This window comes from Streptomyces thermocarboxydovorans (genome assembly GCF_039524635.1).
In the GTDB taxonomy this organism is placed as follows: Bacteria; Actinomycetota; Actinomycetes; order Streptomycetales; family Streptomycetaceae; genus Streptomyces; species Streptomyces thermocarboxydovorans.
In genome coordinates this window covers 21,915-39,040 of record NZ_BAAAGU010000038.1, presented here as the reverse complement: position 1 = coordinate 39,040, position 17,126 = coordinate 21,915, and the positions used below count along the sequence as shown (strand labels likewise).

At 70.9% G+C, this 17,126-nt stretch carries 15 protein-coding genes and 1 riboswitch; of the genes, 2 read left to right on the top strand and 13 right to left on the bottom strand.

Going from position 1 to position 17,126, the window contains the following annotated elements; genetic code table 11:
- Positions 1-28: 28 nt before the first annotated feature.
- From ABD198_RS18760 to rlmN, 4 genes are all read right to left on the bottom strand, one after another.
- Positions 29-1,060, bottom strand: a complete 1,032-nt coding sequence (locus ABD198_RS18760; protein WP_344002938.1) for an ABC transporter ATP-binding protein — start codon at positions 1,058-1,060, stop codon at positions 29-31.
- Positions 1,061-2,722, bottom strand: coding sequence for an ABC transporter permease (locus ABD198_RS18755; RefSeq protein WP_344002935.1), 1,662 nt, complete (start codon positions 2,720-2,722; stop codon positions 1,061-1,063). It lies immediately after the preceding gene.
- A 14-nt stretch (positions 2,723-2,736) separates the two neighbouring features.
- The gene (locus ABD198_RS18750; RefSeq protein WP_344002932.1) at positions 2,737-3,861 is read right to left on the bottom strand and encodes a thiamine ABC transporter substrate-binding protein; all 1,125 of its coding nucleotides are present in this window, start codon (positions 3,859-3,861) and stop codon (positions 2,737-2,739) included.
- 78 nt (positions 3,862-3,939) lie between these two features.
- A riboswitch (TPP riboswitch) is annotated at positions 3,940-4,045 on the bottom strand.
- 60 nt (positions 4,046-4,105) lie between these two features.
- Entirely contained in the window at positions 4,106-5,212 is a 1,107-nt protein-coding gene (rlmN, locus tag ABD198_RS18745; RefSeq protein ID WP_344002929.1) for a dual-specificity RNA methyltransferase RlmN, read from the bottom strand.
- A 326-nt stretch (positions 5,213-5,538) separates the two neighbouring features.
- Between rlmN and ABD198_RS18740 the strand changes: the two genes are divergently transcribed.
- On the top strand, positions 5,539-6,573 hold the full coding sequence (locus ABD198_RS18740) for a hypothetical protein (protein WP_344002927.1): 1,035 nt from the start codon (positions 5,539-5,541) through the stop codon (positions 6,571-6,573).
- A 217-nt stretch (positions 6,574-6,790) separates the two neighbouring features.
- Here the strand turns inward: ABD198_RS18740 and ABD198_RS18735 are convergent, their stop codons facing one another.
- The 5 genes from ABD198_RS18735 to rpsB all read right to left on the bottom strand — a co-directional run bounded on the left by ABD198_RS18735 (position 6,791) and on the right by rpsB (position 11,448).
- Positions 6,791-7,921 (bottom strand): phosphatidate cytidylyltransferase, encoded by a 1,131-nt coding sequence (locus tag ABD198_RS18735; protein WP_344002924.1) that lies wholly within the window; start codon positions 7,919-7,921, stop codon positions 6,791-6,793.
- The gene (gene frr, locus ABD198_RS18730) at positions 7,921-8,478 is read right to left on the bottom strand and encodes a ribosome recycling factor (RefSeq protein ID WP_167997729.1); all 558 of its coding nucleotides are present in this window, start codon (positions 8,476-8,478) and stop codon (positions 7,921-7,923) included. The genes ABD198_RS18735 and frr overlap by 1 nt, the downstream gene beginning before the upstream one ends.
- Before the next feature lie 129 nt (positions 8,479-8,607).
- Positions 8,608-9,366, bottom strand: a complete 759-nt coding sequence (gene pyrH, locus ABD198_RS18725) for a UMP kinase (protein WP_344002919.1) — start codon at positions 9,364-9,366, stop codon at positions 8,608-8,610.
- A gap of 187 nt (positions 9,367-9,553) precedes the next feature.
- Positions 9,554-10,390, bottom strand: a complete 837-nt coding sequence (gene tsf, locus ABD198_RS18720) for a translation elongation factor Ts (protein WP_344002916.1) — start codon at positions 10,388-10,390, stop codon at positions 9,554-9,556.
- Positions 10,391-10,578: 188 nt separating this feature from the next.
- Positions 10,579-11,448, bottom strand: coding sequence for a 30S ribosomal protein S2 (rpsB, locus tag ABD198_RS18715; RefSeq protein WP_344002913.1), 870 nt, complete (start codon positions 11,446-11,448; stop codon positions 10,579-10,581).
- Between the two features lie 321 nt (positions 11,449-11,769).
- On the opposite strand from rpsB, the gene ABD198_RS18710 reads away from it, so the two are divergent.
- Positions 11,770-12,483 carry a M23 family metallopeptidase gene (locus ABD198_RS18710; RefSeq protein ID WP_344002911.1) on the top strand — a complete coding sequence of 238 codons (714 nt, stop codon included), beginning with the start codon at positions 11,770-11,772 and terminating at the stop codon, positions 12,481-12,483.
- Positions 12,484-12,535: 52 nt separating this feature from the next.
- Here ABD198_RS18710 and ABD198_RS18705 read toward each other — a convergent pair whose 3' ends face one another.
- From ABD198_RS18705 to ABD198_RS18690, 4 genes are all read right to left on the bottom strand, one after another.
- The gene (locus tag ABD198_RS18705; RefSeq protein WP_344003018.1) at positions 12,536-13,093 is read right to left on the bottom strand and encodes a TetR/AcrR family transcriptional regulator; all 558 of its coding nucleotides are present in this window, start codon (positions 13,091-13,093) and stop codon (positions 12,536-12,538) included.
- Between the two features lie 138 nt (positions 13,094-13,231).
- The gene (whiG, locus tag ABD198_RS18700; RefSeq protein WP_344002908.1) at positions 13,232-14,074 is read right to left on the bottom strand and encodes an RNA polymerase sigma factor WhiG; all 843 of its coding nucleotides are present in this window, start codon (positions 14,072-14,074) and stop codon (positions 13,232-13,234) included.
- 272 nt (positions 14,075-14,346) lie between these two features.
- Positions 14,347-15,504: a DNA-processing protein DprA gene (gene dprA, locus ABD198_RS18695; RefSeq protein ID WP_344002905.1), complete on the bottom strand. Its 1,158-nt coding sequence runs from the start codon at positions 15,502-15,504 to the stop codon at positions 14,347-14,349.
- The gene (locus tag ABD198_RS18690; protein ID WP_344002902.1) at positions 15,501-17,126 is read right to left on the bottom strand and encodes a YifB family Mg chelatase-like AAA ATPase; all 1,626 of its coding nucleotides are present in this window, start codon (positions 17,124-17,126) and stop codon (positions 15,501-15,503) included. The genes dprA and ABD198_RS18690 overlap by 4 nt, the downstream gene beginning before the upstream one ends.

The window sequence follows — 17,126 nt, the reverse complement described above, 5'->3', positions numbered from 1 at the left end:
TTCAGTCCCGTTGCACGAGGGCCGGCCCTCAGTCCAGGACGGCGACCTCCGCAGCGTCGAACTCGACCCCCACCTCGTCGCCGACCTCGGGTGCCGAGCGCAGGGGGCAGGCCGCCTCCAGGCGCGGGGCGTTCTCGGGCTGGAGGTGGACGGCGACATGGGTGCCGCGGAAAGTACGGGCGGCGACCGTGCAGCGCAGCCCCGCGTCGGCGGCGACCAGGCGGACCCCGGCGGGCCTGACCAGCAGGGTGCGGGCACCTGACGGGGCGTCGGCGGGCACCGGGACCTTGCCCCAGGGCGTCACGGCGACCTCCTCGCCGACCGTCGCCTCGACCACGTTCTCGAATCCGAGGAAGCGGGCCACGAACGCGTCCGCAGGCCGCTGCCACACCTGAAGCGGCGTGCCGGACTGGGCGATCCGCCCGTCCCGCATCACCACCACCCGGTCGGCCAGCGCGAACGCCTCGCCCTGGTCGTGGGTCACCGCGAGCACCGTGGTGCCCAGCCGGCCGAACAGCTCGCGCAGTTCGACGACCAGGCGTTCCCTGAGCGAGCGGTCGAGCTGCCCCAGCGGCTCGTCGAGCATCAGCAGCCGCGGGCTGGGGGCGAGCGCCCGTGCCAGCGCCACCCGCTGCTGCTCACCGCCGGACAGCGCGGCAACCGCCCGGCCCCCGGCGCCCGGCAGACCGACGAGGTCCAGCAGCTCCGCCACCCGTTCCGCCTGTTCGCGGCGCGAGGCGCCGCGCATCCGCAGCCCGAAGGCGACATTGCCGGCCACGTCCCGCTGCGGGAACAGCTGATGGTCCTGGAACATCAGCCCGACCCCGCGCTTGTGCGCGGGCACCGCCGACTGGTCGCGGCCGTCGAGCAGGACCCGCCCGGAGTCGAGGGGCTGCAGCCCGGCCACCGCCCGCAGCAGCGTGGACTTGCCGCTGCCGCTGGGCCCGAGGACGCAGACGATCTCGTGCTCGGCCACCGACAGATCCACGGAGTCCAGCGCCGTCCGCCCGCCGAAGCGTACGGTGGCGGCCTGAAGGCTCAGCAGGCTGTCCGCGGGCATCTAGAACTCCCCGGTCCGGTCGGTCCGCAGCCACTCCAGCACCAGCAGCGCCACCGCGCACACGATCATCAGTACTGTCGACAGGGCCATCGCCTGGCCGTAGTTGAGCTCCCCGGGCCGCCCCAGCAGCCGCGCCACCGCCACCGGCAGCGTCGGGTTGTCGGGCCGGGCGATGAACACCGTCGCCCCGAACTCCCCCAGCGACACCGCGAAGGCGAACCCGGCGGCGATCAGCAGCGCCCGCCGCACCATCGGCAGATCCACCTCCCGCCAGGCCCGCCACGGCGAGGCCCCGAGCACCGCAGCCGCCTCCCGCAGCCGTACGTCCACGGCCCGCAGCACCGGCAGCATGGTCCGTACCACGAACGGGACGCCCACCAGGGCCTGCGCCAGCGGCACCAGCATCCAGGAGGCCCGCAGATCCAGCGGCGGTTCGTCGAGCGCGATCAGGAAGCCGAAGCCGACGGTCACCGCGGACACTCCGAGCGGCAGCATCAGCAGCGCGTCGAAGCCGCGCACCAGCCGTCCCGCGTCCCTGCGGGTGAGCGCGACGGCGGCGAGACCGCCGACCACCACGGCGATGGCGGTCGCGGCGAACGCGTACTGCAGCGAGTTGCCGACCGCCTCGATCGGCGCGACCAGGAACACTCCCCCGTCCTCACGGGTCAGCGCCCGGTAGTAGCCGAGGCCCGCCGCGCCGAAGGACCGTTCCACCAGCACCGCGAGCGGCGCCACCAGCAGCACGGCGGCGGTGGCGACGACCGCGCCGAGCAGCGCCCACTGCCCGGCGCCGCGCGGCCGGCGCGCGGTCACCGAGGCGTCCACCAGCCTCAGCGCGCTCTCGCGCCGGCGCACGGTCCAGGCGTGCAGGGCGAGGATCGCGCCGACCGCGACGAACTGGATCATCGTCAGCACGGCGGCCGTGGGCAGGTCGAAGATCTCGGAGGTCTGCCGGTAGATCTCCACCTCCAGGGTGGAGAACGCGGGGCCGCCGAGGATCTGCACCACCCCGAAGGAGGTGAAGGTGAACAGGAAGACCATCAGCGCGGCGGCGGCCACGGCGGGCGCCAGCGCCGGCAGGGTCACCCGGCGCCAGGCCTTGGCGGGCGAGGCGCCGAGCATCCGGGCGGCCTCCTCCTGCCGGGGGTCGAGCTGCGCCCAGAGCCCGCCCACGGTGCGCACCACCACGGCGTAGTTGAAGAAGACATGGGCGAGGAGGATCGCCCACACGGTGGTGTCCAGCCGTACGCCCCACCACTCGTGCAGCAGCCCGCCCCGCCCGACCAGCGCCATGAACGCCGAGCCGACGACGACGGTCGGCAGCACGAACGGCACGGTGACCACGGCCCGCAGCAGCTGCTTGCCGGGGAAGTCGAAGCGGGCGAAGACATAGGCGCCGGGCAGCGCGATCAGCAGCGTCAGGGCGGTCGACACCAGCGCCTGCCAGGTGGTGAACCACAGCACCTGCCGCACGTCCGGCTGCGCCAGCACCTCGGCGAACCGGCCGAGCTGCCAGCTCCCGTCAGTCTTCAGCCCGCGGGCGACGATCGCGGCGACGGGGTAGGCGAAGAAGACGGCGAAGAACGCGACGGGCACGGCCAGCAGGGCCAGCCGTGCCGCCCGCCCCTTCGCCCGCCCCGCCGTCGACGGGGCGGGCGGCAAGGCTGTCCGCCGGTCTACTTCAGTACGAGCGAGGTCCACGACTTGACCCACTGGTCACGGTTGCCGGCGATCTTCGCCGGGTCCATGGTCTCCGGATCCTCGGCCTGCGGCCCGTACTGCGCGAACACCTTCGGCACCTGGGCGTCCTCGCGCACCGGGTAGACGAACATGTTGAGCGGCATGTCCTCCTGGAACCGCTTGCTCAGCAGGAAGTCGAGCAGCGCCTTGCCGCCCTCGGGGTTCCTGGCGTTGTTCAGCAGCCCGGCGTACTCGACCTGGCGGAAGCAGGTGCCCTCGGCGACACCGGTCGGCGCGGTCTTCGGCTTGGACTTGGCGTAGACGACCTCGGCGGGCGGGGAGGAGGCGTAGGACACCACCAGCGGCCGGTCGGCCCCGGCCTCCTTGCCGCCGGCGGAACCGGAGAACTCCTCGTAGTAGGCCTGCTCCCAGCCGTCGACCACCTTCACCCCGTTGGCCTTGAGCTTCTTCCAGTAGTCCTGCCAGCCTCCCCCACGCTCGGCCTCGCTCGCGCGGGAGGTGCCCCCATCGCCGTACTTCGCGGCGGTGCCGAGCAGGAAGCCCAGGCCGGGTGACGAGGTCGAGGCGTTCTCCGTGACCAGCAGGTTCTTGTACTCCGGCTTGATCAGATCATCGAACGTCTTCGGCGGGGTCAGCTTCTTCTTCTCGAACCACTGCTTGTCGTAGTTGACGCAGATGTCGCCGGTGTCGACGGGCGTGACCCGGTGCTTGTCCTCGTCGGCCCGGTACTCGGGCCGTATCGCATCGGAGCCCTTGGCCTCGTACGACTGGAACAGCCCGTTGTCGAGGGCGCGGGACAGCAGGGTGTTGTCGACGCCGAAGAAGACGTCGCCCTGCGGATTGTCCTTGGTCAGGATCGCCTTGTTCACCGCCTGCCCGGCTTCGCCGTCCTTGAGGACCTTCAGCTGGTAGCCGGACTGCTTCTCGAAGGCGGCGACGACGTCCTTGGACACGGCCCACGAGTCGTGGCTGACCAGCGTCACGGTCCTGGACCCGCCGGAGCCGGACCCCTGGTCGTCCCCTCCGGACGAGCCGCAGGCGGACAAGGTGATCAGGCCGAGCCCGGCGACCAGAACCGTGGCCTTCTTGGTGATGCTCACTGAATTCCTCCTGGAGGGACCAGGAAGAGACGCGGCCCTGCCCGGGACACCGGTGGCGTCCCGGGCAGGGTGCAACAGCTTGAGTGGTGACCGATCTCCCTACCCAGAATGACCTGGGCCAGGTTCGGAGGGTCTGCGGCCGGTGCCGCACTCTCAGCGCTGTGGCGCTCCCCTGTCGGATGTTTCTTACGTATGACGTTACGCAGGATATGAAGTTGTCGTGCCTGTGCTGACGCGAGTCACATTACCTCTCGCTCGCGGCGAGCTGACCACACGCCCCGTCGATCTCCTGGCCACGGGTGTCCCGGATGGTCACCGGCACACCGTGCGCGGCGATCGCCTCCACGAACGCCTTCTCGTCCTCCGGCCGGGAGGCGGTCCACTTGGAGCCCGGGGTCGGGTTCAGCGGGATGAGGTTCACATGCACCGGCCGCCCCTTCAGCAGCCGGCCGAGCCGGTCGCCCCGCCACGCCTGGTCATTGATGTCCCGGATCAGCGCGTACTCGATCGACAGCCGCCGCCCGGACTTGGCGCTGTACTCGAAGCCCGCGTCGAGCACCTCGCGCACCTTCCAGCGCGTGTTCACGGGGACCAGGGTGTCGCGCAGCTCGTCGTCCGGGGCGTGCAGCGAGATGGCGAGCCGGCACTTGAAGCCCTCGTCGGCGAAGCGGTGGATGGCCGGCACCAGCCCCACCGTCGACACGGTGATCCCGCGCTGCGACAGCCCGAGCCCGTCCGGCTCCGGGTCGGTGAGCCGGCGGATGGCGCCGACGACCCGCTTGTAGTTGGCGAGCGGCTCACCCATGCCCATGAACACGATGTTGCTGAGCCGCGCGGGCCCGCCCGGGACCTCGCCGTCCCTCAGCGCCCGCATCCCGTCGACGATCTGGTGCACGATCTCGGCCGTGGACAGGTTCCGGTCCAGCCCCGCCTGCCCCGTGGCGCAGAACGGGCAGTTCATGCCGCACCCGGCCTGCGAGCTGATGCACATGGTCACCCGGTCCGGGTACCGCATCAGCACGGACTCCACGAGCGTCCCGTCGAACAGCTTCCACAGCGTCTTGCGGGTGGCGCCCTGGTCCGTCGACAGATGCCGCACCACGGTCATCAGCTCCGGCAGCAGCGCCTCGCGCAGCGGCTCGCGGGACGCGGCCGGGATGTCCGTCCACTGCTCCGGATCGTGCGCGTAGCGCGCGAAGTAGTGCTTCGACAGCTGCTTGGCTCGGAACGGCTTCTCACCGACCGCGACGACCGCCTCCTTGCGCTCGGCGGGCGTGAGATCGGCAAGATGCCGCGGCGGCAGCTTCGCTCCGCGCGGCGCGACAAAGGTGAGTTCTCCGGGCTTAGGCATGGCCGTACCAGTGTCGCAGATCGACTTGGGTGACCTGCGGGTGTCGGCTGCCACGACTGTGGGTCGAGGCCCACTCCCACGAATCCCCCGAAACGCCCCCACACTGCGAGTGTCGTAGGTCACACACATTGCCCGGCCGTCTACGGGCGGGGGCTTGGGCTCGAGGACAGGAGTCGTCGACACACGGGTGCGCGGTCGTTCGCAATTCATATTCCTCCTGGGGCAGGTGAACAGCTGATCGACGTGCAGCGGTGTTCGGGCGAGAGGAGAATTTATGGGAGAGCGGATGCCCGGTCCCCGGCATTCTGCTGGCAGGGAGGTCACTCATGATGCCCATGGAGGAGCCTCGCTGGCTGGTCACCACTGTGGTGCGCGGAGAATGGACCATAGCCACTGCCAAGGCCGCTGCGACGAAAAGAGGGTGTCGCTTTGAAGGCGACAAAGCGGTAAAGGGGCCGGCTCACTTACGGCACATCTACGAAGGGCTCGTACAGAACGTGGCGGCGATCAAGAAGCTCGCCGCCGAATGGGAGAACAAGGGGCATCTCTGGCGGGCACGGAGGTCGACGGAGTACGCGGATGTGGCGATCAGCAATCTGCACGCGGCGGATGCCCATCTCATACAACTCCTGCCGTCCAGACTGCTGAAGGGCGAGATACCCAGAGTCCTCAGCATCGTGCGGGACTATTTGCCACCCGATGACGAGCGGCGCCGGAGGCTGAAGGAGAAGTTCTCCGGAAGGACGAAGGTCCGATGCCTGACCGGCACGGACCGGACTCAGATTTCCTCGGCACTTCGCGGCGCTTATGTGGCGAATGGATATGAGCGGGGAAGAGTCAGGACGTTCTACAGCATCCTTCTGCGCACTTCCCTGACCTTGCTGGCCATAGCCCTGGTGCTGGCCGTTCTGAACATAGTCGTCGGACCGACAATGCTGACGTGCTTCGACGCGGCCGGGACTCGCCCGGTATGCCCGTTGGGTGCCGACGAGAACAGGTACGACGTTCTCCTCATCGAATTCGTGGGCGGCAGCGCAGCGATGATCGGGGCTGTGCAGACGATCTCCAGAATGCAGCGGATCGAGGACCCGTACGCCCTGCACGTCGCGCAGGCCCTCATCAAAGTGTCCCTGGGGACTCTTACGGCCGTTTTCGGGCTCCTGCTGATTTACACCCTTCCCAGAGTCATCATCACGGACTCGTGGAACATCCTCGCGGCCGCGACGGTGTTCGGATACGGGCAGGAACTCTTCACGCACTTCGTCGACAAGAAGGCCGATGCGCTCCGCAGGGCCGCCCTTCCCCGAGCAGCCACACAGCTCCCCAGCGAAGGATCCGATCCGCCCCGCGGGCAGACCTGACAGGTCATGCCCGGCGCACCCCGCCCACCGGAGTGAGTGCTCACTCATTGACGGAGTGAGCACTCACTCCGTACTCGGGTGCCGAGCCGCCCGGGTAGCGGTCGGCGCGGATACGTGCGAGCGAGGGCCCGGACAGCAGACGAGTGAGGGCCCGGACAGCAGACAGCAGTGAGCCCCCGCCCTGATTCGATTCGGGCGGGGGCTCGACCGCGCGGCGTCAGCTGCCCACGAAGACCACCAGCAGGAGCCAGACCACCGGGGCCGTCGGCAGGAGGGAGTCCAGACGGTCCATGATGCCGCCGTGGCCGGGCAGGAGGGTGCCCATGTCCTTGATGCCGAGGTCCCGTTTGATCATGGACTCGCCGAGGTCGCCCAGAGTGGCGCTGGCGGCGACCGCGAGGCCCAGCAGCAGGCCCTGCCACCAGGTGCCGTCGTCGATCAGGAACTGCATGCACAGCGCGCCCACGACCATCGCGAAGGCGACCGCGCCCAGCAGACCCTCGCGGGTCTTGCCGGGGCTGATCCGCGGGGCGAGCTTGTGCTTGCCGAAGCGCCAGCCGACCGCGTAGGCACCGGTGTCGCTGACCACGGTGAGCAGCAGGAAGGTCAGCACGCGCCAGGGGCCGTCGTCCGCGGTGAGCATCATGGCGACGAACGTGGCGAGGAACGGCACGTAGAACGCGGCGAACACGCCCGCGGTGACGTCCTTGAGGTAGCCCTCGGGCGGCTGCGTCATCCGCCAGACCAGCACGGCCAGCGCGGTGAGCGCCATGGCGGTCCAGGCGCCCTCGGCGCCCCGGACGTATCCGGAGATCACCATGGCGGCGCCGCCGAGGGCGAGGGGCACCAGCGGCGCCTTGACGCCCTTGCGCTCCTCCAGCCGCTTGGTCAGCTCCCACAGGCCCACCACCACGGCCACCGCGATGACACCGACGAAGACGGCCTTCACCACGAACAGCGACGCGACGATCACGGCGCCGAGACCGACGCCGACCCCTATCGCCGCGCCCAGGTCGCGCCCGGCGCTCTTCTTCTGCGGCGGGGGCGCCGGCTGCGGGGCGTCGGACATGGGCTCCGGATTCTGCGGCACCTCCCCGGTGCGGGAGCGCGCCTGCGTCGTCTCGTCTCGGAACAGGGGGCCGCTCAGCCGAGTGGCCCCCAGTTCCGCATCCTGGTCTCCGCCGTGCACGGGCACGTCGGCCACGAAGGGCTGGGGGCGGGTCTGCTGCGCGTTGTGCGCATCGTACGCGGGACCCGCCGGGAGAGCCCCCTGGGCGGGCCCCTGGTCGGACGGCCCCCAGTACCCGGACCCGGTCTGCGGCGGCGTCCCCCAGGAAGAGTCGTTCATCAGACCTCGAGCAGCTCTGCTTCCTTGTGCTTCAGGAGCTCGTCCACCTGGGCGACGTACTTGTGGGTGGTGTCGTCCAGCTCCTTCTCCGCACGGCGGCCCTCGTCCTCGCCGATCTCGCCGTCCTTGACCATCTTGTCGATGGCGTCCTTGGCCTTGCGGCGCACCGAGCGGATGGACACCTTGGCGTCCTCGCCCTTGGCCTTGGCGACCTTGATGTACTCGCGGCGGCGCTCCTCGGTCAGCTCGGGGAACACCACCCGGATGATGTTGCCGTCGTTGCTCGGGTTGACGCCGAGGTCCGAGTCGCGGATCGCCTGCTCGATGTTGCGCAGCGCGCTCTTGTCGAAGGGCGTCACCACGGCCATGCGCGGCTCGGGCACGGAGAACGAGGCCAGCTGGTTGATCGGCGTCGGTGCACCGTAGTAGTCGGCCACGATCTTGTTGAACATCGCCGGGTGCGCACGACCGGTGCGGATCGCGGCGAAGTCCTCCTTGGCGACCACGACGGCCTTCTCCATCTTCTCCTCGGCCTCGAGGAGGGTCTCTTCGATCACCACTTGCTCCTGCGTGTCTTGAGTAGGCCCGGCTGCGGTTCCGTTGTCTCGGCGGCGGCCGGCTGCGTCGCGTCTTCTTTCTGCACGGTTCCCGACCGGCGGGCCATTGTCCACCCCCGGTCGGAGTGATCAGCCGCGGCTGACCTGGTCACCCACCAGCGTGCCGATCTTCTCACCCTTGACCGCGCGCGCGATATTGCCCTCCGCGAGCAGTTCGAAGACGACGATCGGGAGATTGTTGTCGCGGCACAGGGTGACCGCCGTGGCGTCGGCGACCTTCAGGTCGCGCGTGATGACCTCCCCGTAGCCGAGGTGGTCGAACTTGACCGCGTCGGGGTTGGTTTTCGGGTCGGAGTCGTACACCCCGTCCACGCCGTTCTTGCCCATGAGCAGCGCCTCGGCGTCGATCTCCAGGGCCCGCTGGGCGGCGGTGGTGTCGGTGGAGAAGTACGGCATGCCCATACCGGCGCCGAAGATGACCACGCGGCCCTTCTCCAGGTGCCGGACGGCGCGCAGCGGGATGTAGGGCTCGGCGACCTGCCCCATGGTGATCGCGGTCTGCACCCGGCAGTCCACGCCCTCCTTCTCCAGGAAGTCCTGGAGGGCGAGGCAGTTCATCACGGTGCCGAGCATGCCCATGTAGTCGGAGCGGGCGCGGTCCATGCCGCGCACCTGGAGTTCGGCGCCGCGGAAGAAGTTTCCGCCGCCGATGACGATCGCGATCTGTGCGCCGTCCCGGACTACGGCAGCGATCTCGCGTGCGATGGCGTGCACCACGTCGGGGTCGACGCCCAGTCCCCCGCCACCGGAGAACGCCTCTCCGGACAGCTTCAGCAGAAACCGGCCGCGTACTTTGCCGTCGTCGCTCTTCTCAGCCTTGATGGTCATGGTCGGATTCCGCCTCTTTCACGTGTTGCACATACAAGGAGGCCATTGCCGGTCAGGGTTTCGTATCCCGTGCGGCAATGGCCTCCTCGTCAGATCTGCTGTCGTCCCGCACGCGCAGGTGCGTGACGCCGTGTCCGGACGACTGCTGTCGACCCTATCGGGGCCGAGCGCCCGTCGCGGTACGGACTCAGATGCCGACCTTGATGCGCGTGAAGCGCTTCAGGGTGACACCGGCCTCGTCCAGAACCTTCTGGACGGACTTCTTGTTGTCCAGCGCGTAGGGCTGGCCGAGCAGCGTCGCGTCCTTGAAGAAGCCGTTGAGGCGACCCTCGACGATCTTCGGCACGGCGGCCTCGGGCTTGCCCTCGGCGCGGGTGGTCTCCTCGGCGATGCGGCGCTCGGCCTCGACGACCTCGGCCGGCACGTCCTCCTTGGAGAGGTACTTCGGCGCGAACGCGGCGATGTGCTGGGCGATGCCCTTGGCGACCTCGGGGTTCGGCTTGTCGAACTCGACGAGTACACCGATCTGCGGCGGCAGGTCGGGCATGGTGCGGTGCATGTACGCGGTGACGTAGCCGTCGGAGAACTGCGCGAAGCGGTCCAGGACGATCTTCTCGCCCAGGTTGGCGTTGGCCTCGTCCACGAACGCCTGGACGGTCTTGCCGGGCTCGATCTCGGAGGCGAGCAGGGCCTCGATGTCCGCCGGGGAGGTCTTCGCCACGTGCTCGGCGATGGCGTTGGCCACGGCCAGGAACTTCTCGCCCTTGGCGACGAAGTCCGTCTCGCACTTCAGCTCGACGAGGACGCCGGAGGAGTTGTCGTCGGCGATGATCGAGACCACGGCGCCGTTCTCGGCGGAGCGGCCCTCGCGCTTGGCGACGCCCTTCTGGCCCTTGATGCGGAGCGCCTCGACGGCCTTCTCGATGTTGCCCTCGGCCTCGTCCAGCGCCTTCTTGCAGTCCATCATGCCGGCGCCGGTGAGCTCCCGGAGCTTCTTGACGTCGGCGGCGGTGTAGTTCGCCATGAGTCTGTGAGTCTTTCTCGAAGTCTGGAGGTTCGAAGGCCTGCGGCGGTGGGCGCTGCGCTGCGGTATGCAGTTCTGCGTTCGCGCCGCCGGCCTACGGGTGGACGGCGGGAGCGGACTTCACCGCGCCCGGGGGCGCTGTGTGTCGGTTCCGGCTCCCGCCGTCATCGCTGACGCTGACGGGAAGGTCAGGCCTTGTCGCCCTCGGCGGCCGGGGCGGCGGGGGCCTCGGCCGGCTTCTCGGCCTCGGCGGGGGCGTCGCCGGCCGGGGCGGCCTCGGCCTTCTTCTTCTCGCCCTCGAGCAGGTCGCGCTCCCACTCGGCGAGCGGCTCGCCCGCGGCCTTCTCGCCCTTGCCCTCGGCGGCACCGCTGCGGGCGATGAGGCCCTCGGCGACGGCGTCGGCGATCACGCGGGTGAGCAGGGTGACGGAGCGGATCGCGTCGTCGTTGCCCGGGATCTTGTAGTCGACCTCGTCGGGGTCGCAGTTGGTGTCGAGGATGGCGACGACCGGGATGTTCAGCTTCCGGGCCTCGCCGACCGCGATGTGCTCCTTCTTGGTGTCCACGATCCAGACGGCGCTGGGCACCTTCTGCATCTCGCGGATACCGCCGAGGGTCTTCTCCAGCTTGGCCTTCTCGCGGGAGAGGACCAGCAGCTCCTTCTTGGTGAGGCCGGAGGCGGCCACGTCCTCGAAGTCGATCTGCTCGAGCTCCTTCAGGCGCTGCAGGCGCTTGTAGACGGTCGAGAAGTTGGTGAGCATGCCGCCCAGCCAGCGCTGGTTGACGTAGGGCATGCCGACGCGGGTGGCCTGCTCGGCGATGGCCTCCTGCGCCTGCTTCTTCGTGCCCACGAACATGATCGTGCCGCCGTGGGCGACGGTCTCCTTGACGAACTCGTAGGCACGGTCGATGTACGACAGCGACTGGAGCAGGTCGATGATGTAGATGCCGTTGCGCTCCGTGAAGATGAAGCGCTTCATCTTCGGGTTCCAACGACGGGTCTGGTGACCGAAGTGGACGCCGCTCTCCAGCAGCTCCCGCATCGTGACGACGGCCATGGCCGTTTCTCCTTGAATTTCTCGGTTGTGCCGCGGGGGCCGGACGGCTCCCGCGCCTGACGCCCGCAACGCGCCGTGCCACGAGGGACCGAGGGGCGCTGACACCGGGGGACGGCCGTGACCGGACCGGATGTCGGGGCGTGCGAAGTCGACCCAGTGGCCCGGGTCGCCACCAGAAGTGTACGGGACCCGCGGGGCCCCGGGTGACGCCGTTGTCCACAAGCCGCCGCCTGTCCACAGGTCCCGGCCATGATCGGGCATTCCGGCGACGCTTGCGGCATGCGAATGAGGCGATGTACGAGAGCGGTGATCCGGTCGGCCGTGCTGACGGCCCTGACCTGTGTGCTGCTGCTGTCCCCTCCCCCGGCCCGGCTGCTCGCGGCGGGGGCGGGGGACGTGGCGGGGGTGCCGGGGGTGGCGGCCTCGCCGGAGATGCCGGACGCGGAGGATGCACCGGGCCCGCGGGAGGCGCCGGACGAGGCGGAGGCATCGGACTCGGCTGAGGCACCGGACACGGCTGAGGCACCGGACGCGGCGAGATCGGGTCACCCGGCGGAGACGGACGTTCCGGCGGTCGGCCGGGCGTGGCCGGTAGGGGTACGCCCTCCGGTGCTGCGCGGCTGGGAACCACCGGCGACGCCCTACGGCCGGGGTCATCGCGGCGTCGACCTGGCCGCGCCCGCGGGGACACCGGTCCGGGCGGTCGCGGCGGGCCGGGTCTTCTTCGCGGGCCGGGTGGCTGGAAAGGGCGTGCTCTCGGTGGAGCTGTCCGGCACCGGCGATCCCCCGCTGCGGACGACCTACGAGCCGGTCCGGGCGTCGGTGCGCAAGGGCGACGAGGTGACCGCGGGCGAGGTGATCGGCGTGGTGGAGCCGGGCGGCTCCCACTGCACCGCCCCCTGCCTCCACTGGGGCCTGCGAAGAGAGGACACCTACTTGAACCCCCTCAGCCTGCTGCCGCCGTGGCTGCTCCACCGGGGACCGTCGAGACTGCTGCCGGTTCCGGGGGCGCCGCTGCCGGGCGATCCGGCGTGAGCCGACGTGGAGGCGTGAGGAAGGCCGGCGTGAGCCGGGGGCGGGGCGGCGGTCAGCCCCGGACGCCCCGGAGGGCCATGGAGACCGCGGCCTCGGTGATGGTCTCGGGGTCTTCCGCCGCGCCGAGCTCGATGCGGCGGACCGCCGCGTCGACGATGCCCTGCAGGAGCATGGCCGCCAGGCGGGGCTGGTCGTGGTTCAGTTCGGCGAGGGCGTCGACGATCATCGCGATCAGGCTGCCGTGGGCCGCGCGGATCTTCTCGCGGGCGCCCGCGTCCAGCTCGCCGGCGGAGATGGCGACGACGGCGCGGTGCCTGCGGTCCCCGACCAGGGCGAGCTGGGTGCGGACATACGCCTCGATCTTGGCCTCGGGGCCGTCCACCGCGGCCATCGCCGCCTCGACCTCGGCCGCCCAGACCGGGAAGTCGACCGCGCACAGCTCCTCGACGACCGCTGCCCGCGACCGGAAGTACTCGTAGACCGAGGAGCGCGCGAGGCCCGTGCGCTCGGCGAGGGCCGGGAAGGTCAGCGCCTCCGTACCGCCCTCGGACAGCAGGGAGCGTGCCGCGTCCAGCAGGGCGGCACGCTGCATCGACCGGTGCTCGGCCACGGAGGCCGCTCGAATCCTTGGCACGTCAACCACTGTACGGACGCGCCCCGCACGGCGGGAGTCACTCGGGCGGAACCGCGGGGCGCCTCCGCGCCCGGCCTGCGCGGGACGTGTCCGGAGCCCTCGGCGGGCGCCCGGTCAGCGGCCGAAGCTCGCCAGCTTGGCCCGCAGCTGGAGCACGGACTTGGTGTGGATCTGGCTGACCCGGCTCTCGGTCACACCCAGCACATTGCCGATCTCGGCGAGGGTGAGCCCTTCGTAGTAGTACAGGGTCACCACGGTCTTCTCCCGCTCGGGGAGCGTGTTGATGGCCCGCGCCAGGAAGCGCCGCAGCTCCCGGTCCTCGGCCACCTCCACCGGGTTGTCGGCGGCGGTGTCCTCGAGGGTGTCCATCAGGCTGAGCCGGTCGCCGCTCTCCCCGCCGGCGTGCAGCAGCTCCTCCAGGGCGACGACGTTGGCGAGCGACAACTGGCTGAAAACGGCGTGCAGTTCGTCCACGGCGATGCCCAGCTCGCGGGCGACCTCGCTCTCCGTGGGGGTGCGTCTGAGCCGTGCCTCCAGGGTGGCGTAGGCCCGCTCCACGTTGCGGGCCTTCTGCCGCACCGAGCGCGGGATCCAGTCCAACGCCCGCAGCTCGTCGATCATCGCGCCCCGGATCCGGGTGATCGCGTAGGTCTCGAACTTGATCTCCCGGTCGACGTCGAACTTCTCGATCGCGTCGATCAGCCCGAACACCCCGGAGGAGACGAAGTCCGCCTGGTCCACATTGGGCGGCAGGCCCACGCTGACGCGGCCGGCGACGTACTTCACCAGCGGCGAGTAGTGCAGGATCAGCTGCTCGCGCAGCCGCTCGTCCCCCGTCTCCTTGTACGACCGCCACAGTTCGTCGAGCGTCGAGGGGGCGGGCGGCCGCACGCTGCCACCGTCACGGGCGGCTGGGGGGAGCGCCGCCCGGTCGGACCCGGAGGTGTGCTGGGGCATTCGTCGCCTTGTGCCGTTCTGCTGCGGAGTGCTGCTGCCTGGGTGAGCTGTCGGTCTGATGTCGAGTTGCCTGTTCGTGTCGGGATCCTCGTGAGCGTAGCGTGACTGCGGCGTCGCGGTGCGCGAACAACGAGGGCAGGGGCGTGCGCAGATACGTTCCGAGGGCCGTCCCGCCGGGGCACATCCGTCGCTCTGCGTGATCACCCCGATGTCCCAACTGGCTTATTTTCCCAGGCGTGTCGGGGTTCCCCCGGACGGCCGAACACGCTCCGTCAAAGCGCGCTGGGATCGGTTCGGATCGAGATCTTCGCCTGGCGTGTCAACTTCCAGCCGTCGTCGTGTCGTTCGACGTAACCAAGTGCTCGTAGTTCGTACAGCCTCGCGACGGCGTCGTCCTGGCTGGTCTGGGCGCCGCGGGCGATGTCGGAGACGGAGGCCGGGGCGCGGGCCGGCAGGGCGGCGAGCACCTGGCGGGTGGCGGCCGGGAGCAGGTCGCGGGGCAGCACGGGGCCGTGCCGCTCGGGGGCGAGTTCGCCGATGCCGCCGACCAGCTCGATGATCTCGGCGGCGTCGGTGACCAGCACGGCGTCCTGTCTGAGCAGCTCGTGCACCCCGGCGGACAGGGCGCTGGTGGCCGGTCCCGGTACTCCCATCGTGTGACGCGCGAGGCGCTGTGCTGCCCGGGCGGTGACCAGGGCTCCGCTGCGGTGGGCCGCCTCGACGACGACGGTGCCGCGGGTGAGGGCGGCGATCACACGGTTGCGGAGGATGAACCGGCCGGCGGTCGGATGGTCCCCAGGTGGCAGTTCGCCGACGACGAGTCCCTGGCCGGCGATCCGGTCGATCAGGGCGGTGTGTCCGCGCGGGTAGGGCCGGTCGATCCCGCAGGCGAGGACGGCGACGGTGGCGCCGTTCGCGCCGAGGGCGCCGCGGTGGGCGGCGCCGTCGATGCCGTAGGCGCCGCCGGAGACCACGACCCAGCCGCGTTCGGCGAGGTCGGCGGCGAGCATGGCGGCCATGTGGGCCCCGTACTCGGTGCAGGCGCGGGCGCCGACGACGGCGACGGAGCGCAGCGCCCACATCCGCAGGTCGGCCGGTCCGCGCACCCACAGGCCCAGCGGCCGGGCGTCGCCGAGATCGTCGAGCTGGCGGGGCCACTCAGCCCCGCCGGGCGGCACGAACCGCATCCCGGCCTCCTCTGCCACGGCGAGATCCCGGTCCGGTGCGGCCCGCTCGGCGCGGGCCCGCAGCCCCTCCCACCGTCTGCGGCTGACGCCGGGCAGGGGCGGGCCGTGGCCCTGCAGCCGGGCCGCGACCTCCGGGGCCCCGAGTTCGCGCATCCACAGCCCGGCAGTGGCGTCGCCCGGCTCGACGACGCGGGTGAGGAACACGCGGGCGCGCAGCTCGTCGAGGCGTTCGGCGGGGCTCATGCCGTCGCTCCGATGGCCATGGGCACTCCCCTGGGGACTCCGGTGCGCAGCTGCAGGGCAAGGGCGACGTCCGTGGCGTCGGGGCGGTCGTGGCCGACCAGGTCGGCGACGGTCCAGGCGACCCGCAGGACCCGGTGGATGCCGCGTGCGGTGAGCACCCCGCGCTCCAGGCTCCGCTCGGCCTCGTCCATGGCGCCGGGGGCGGCGTGGAAGCGGCTGCGCAGCTCGCGTCCGGGGATCTCGCTGTTGGTGCGCCACGGGGTGCCGGCGAGCCGTGCGGCGGCGCGCTCCCGGGCGGCCCGTACCCGGTCGGCGACCTGGGCGGTGGATTCGCCGCGGGCACCGGTCGCGGTGAGTTCGGACCGGGTGACGCGGTCGACCTCCACGCGCAGGTCCACCCGGTCCAGCAGCGGGCCGGAGAGCCGGGCCTGGTAGCGGCGGATCGCCGAGGGCGGGCACTCGCACTGGTCGTCCTTGAGCGAGAAGCGCCCGCACGGGCAGGGGTTGGCGGCCAGCACCATCAGGAACTTCGCCGGGAAGCGGACGACTCCGGCGCTGCGCGCGACGACGACGTGCCCGGCCTCCAGAGGCTGGCGGAGGGCGTCCAGAGCCTGGCTGCTGAACTCGGGGCTCTCATCCAGAAAGAGCACGCCGCGATGAGACAGCGACACCGCGCCGGGCCTGGCGATTCCGGGGCCGCCGCCGACAAGCGCCTGCATGGTGGCCGAGTGGTGCGGCGCGCAGTAGGGCGGCACGTCGATCAGGGGTTTGCCCGGTGGCAGCAGGCCCGCCACCGAGTGGACGGCGGTGACCTCCAGTGCCTCCTGGCGGTCGAGCCGGGGAAGGATCGCGGGCAGCCGCTCGGCCAGCATGGTTTTGCCCGCACCTGGCGGACCCTCCAAGAGCAGGTGGTGGCCTCCGGCGGCGGCCACCTCCACGGCCGTGCGGGCAGAGGTCTGGCCGACGACATCGGCGAGGTCGTGGCCGTGGTCGTGCTGGGCGGCGCCGACGGTGTGCATGCCGGTGGCGGCGCCGGTGCCGGGGACGCGGAGCCCGGCGAGCAGCGGGTCGGGCAGGCCGTGCTCGGGCTGCTCCTCCTCGGGGACGGGCTCGTCGGCGAGCACCGCGATCAGCTGGCGCAGGCTGCGGATGCCGAGGACGGAGATCCCCGGCACCAGGGAGGCCTCCGCCGCCGCGCACTCGGGCACGACGACCTGTTCGTAGCCGGCGTCGGCGGCGGCGAGCACGGCCGGGAGCACGCCCCGCACGGGCCTGACCCGGCCGTCCAGGCCCAGCTCGCCGATCATCACGATGTCGGCGAGGACCCGCGGGTCGATCCGCTCGGCGGCCCCGAGGACCGCTGCCGCGACCGCGAGGTCGAAGCCGCTGCCGCTCTTCGGCACGGACGCGGGGCTGAGGCCCACGGTGAGCTTCTTCTGCGGCCAGGGAGCTCCGGAGTTCACCACGGCGGCGCGGACCCGGTCCTTGCTCTCGGTCAGGCTCTTGTCGGGGAGGCCCACCAGGGTGAAGGCCGCGACGCCCGGTTCCAGGCCGGCCTGGACCTCCACGACGACGCCCTCCACGCCCACCAGGGTGACCGAGCAGGTGCGGGCGAATGCCAT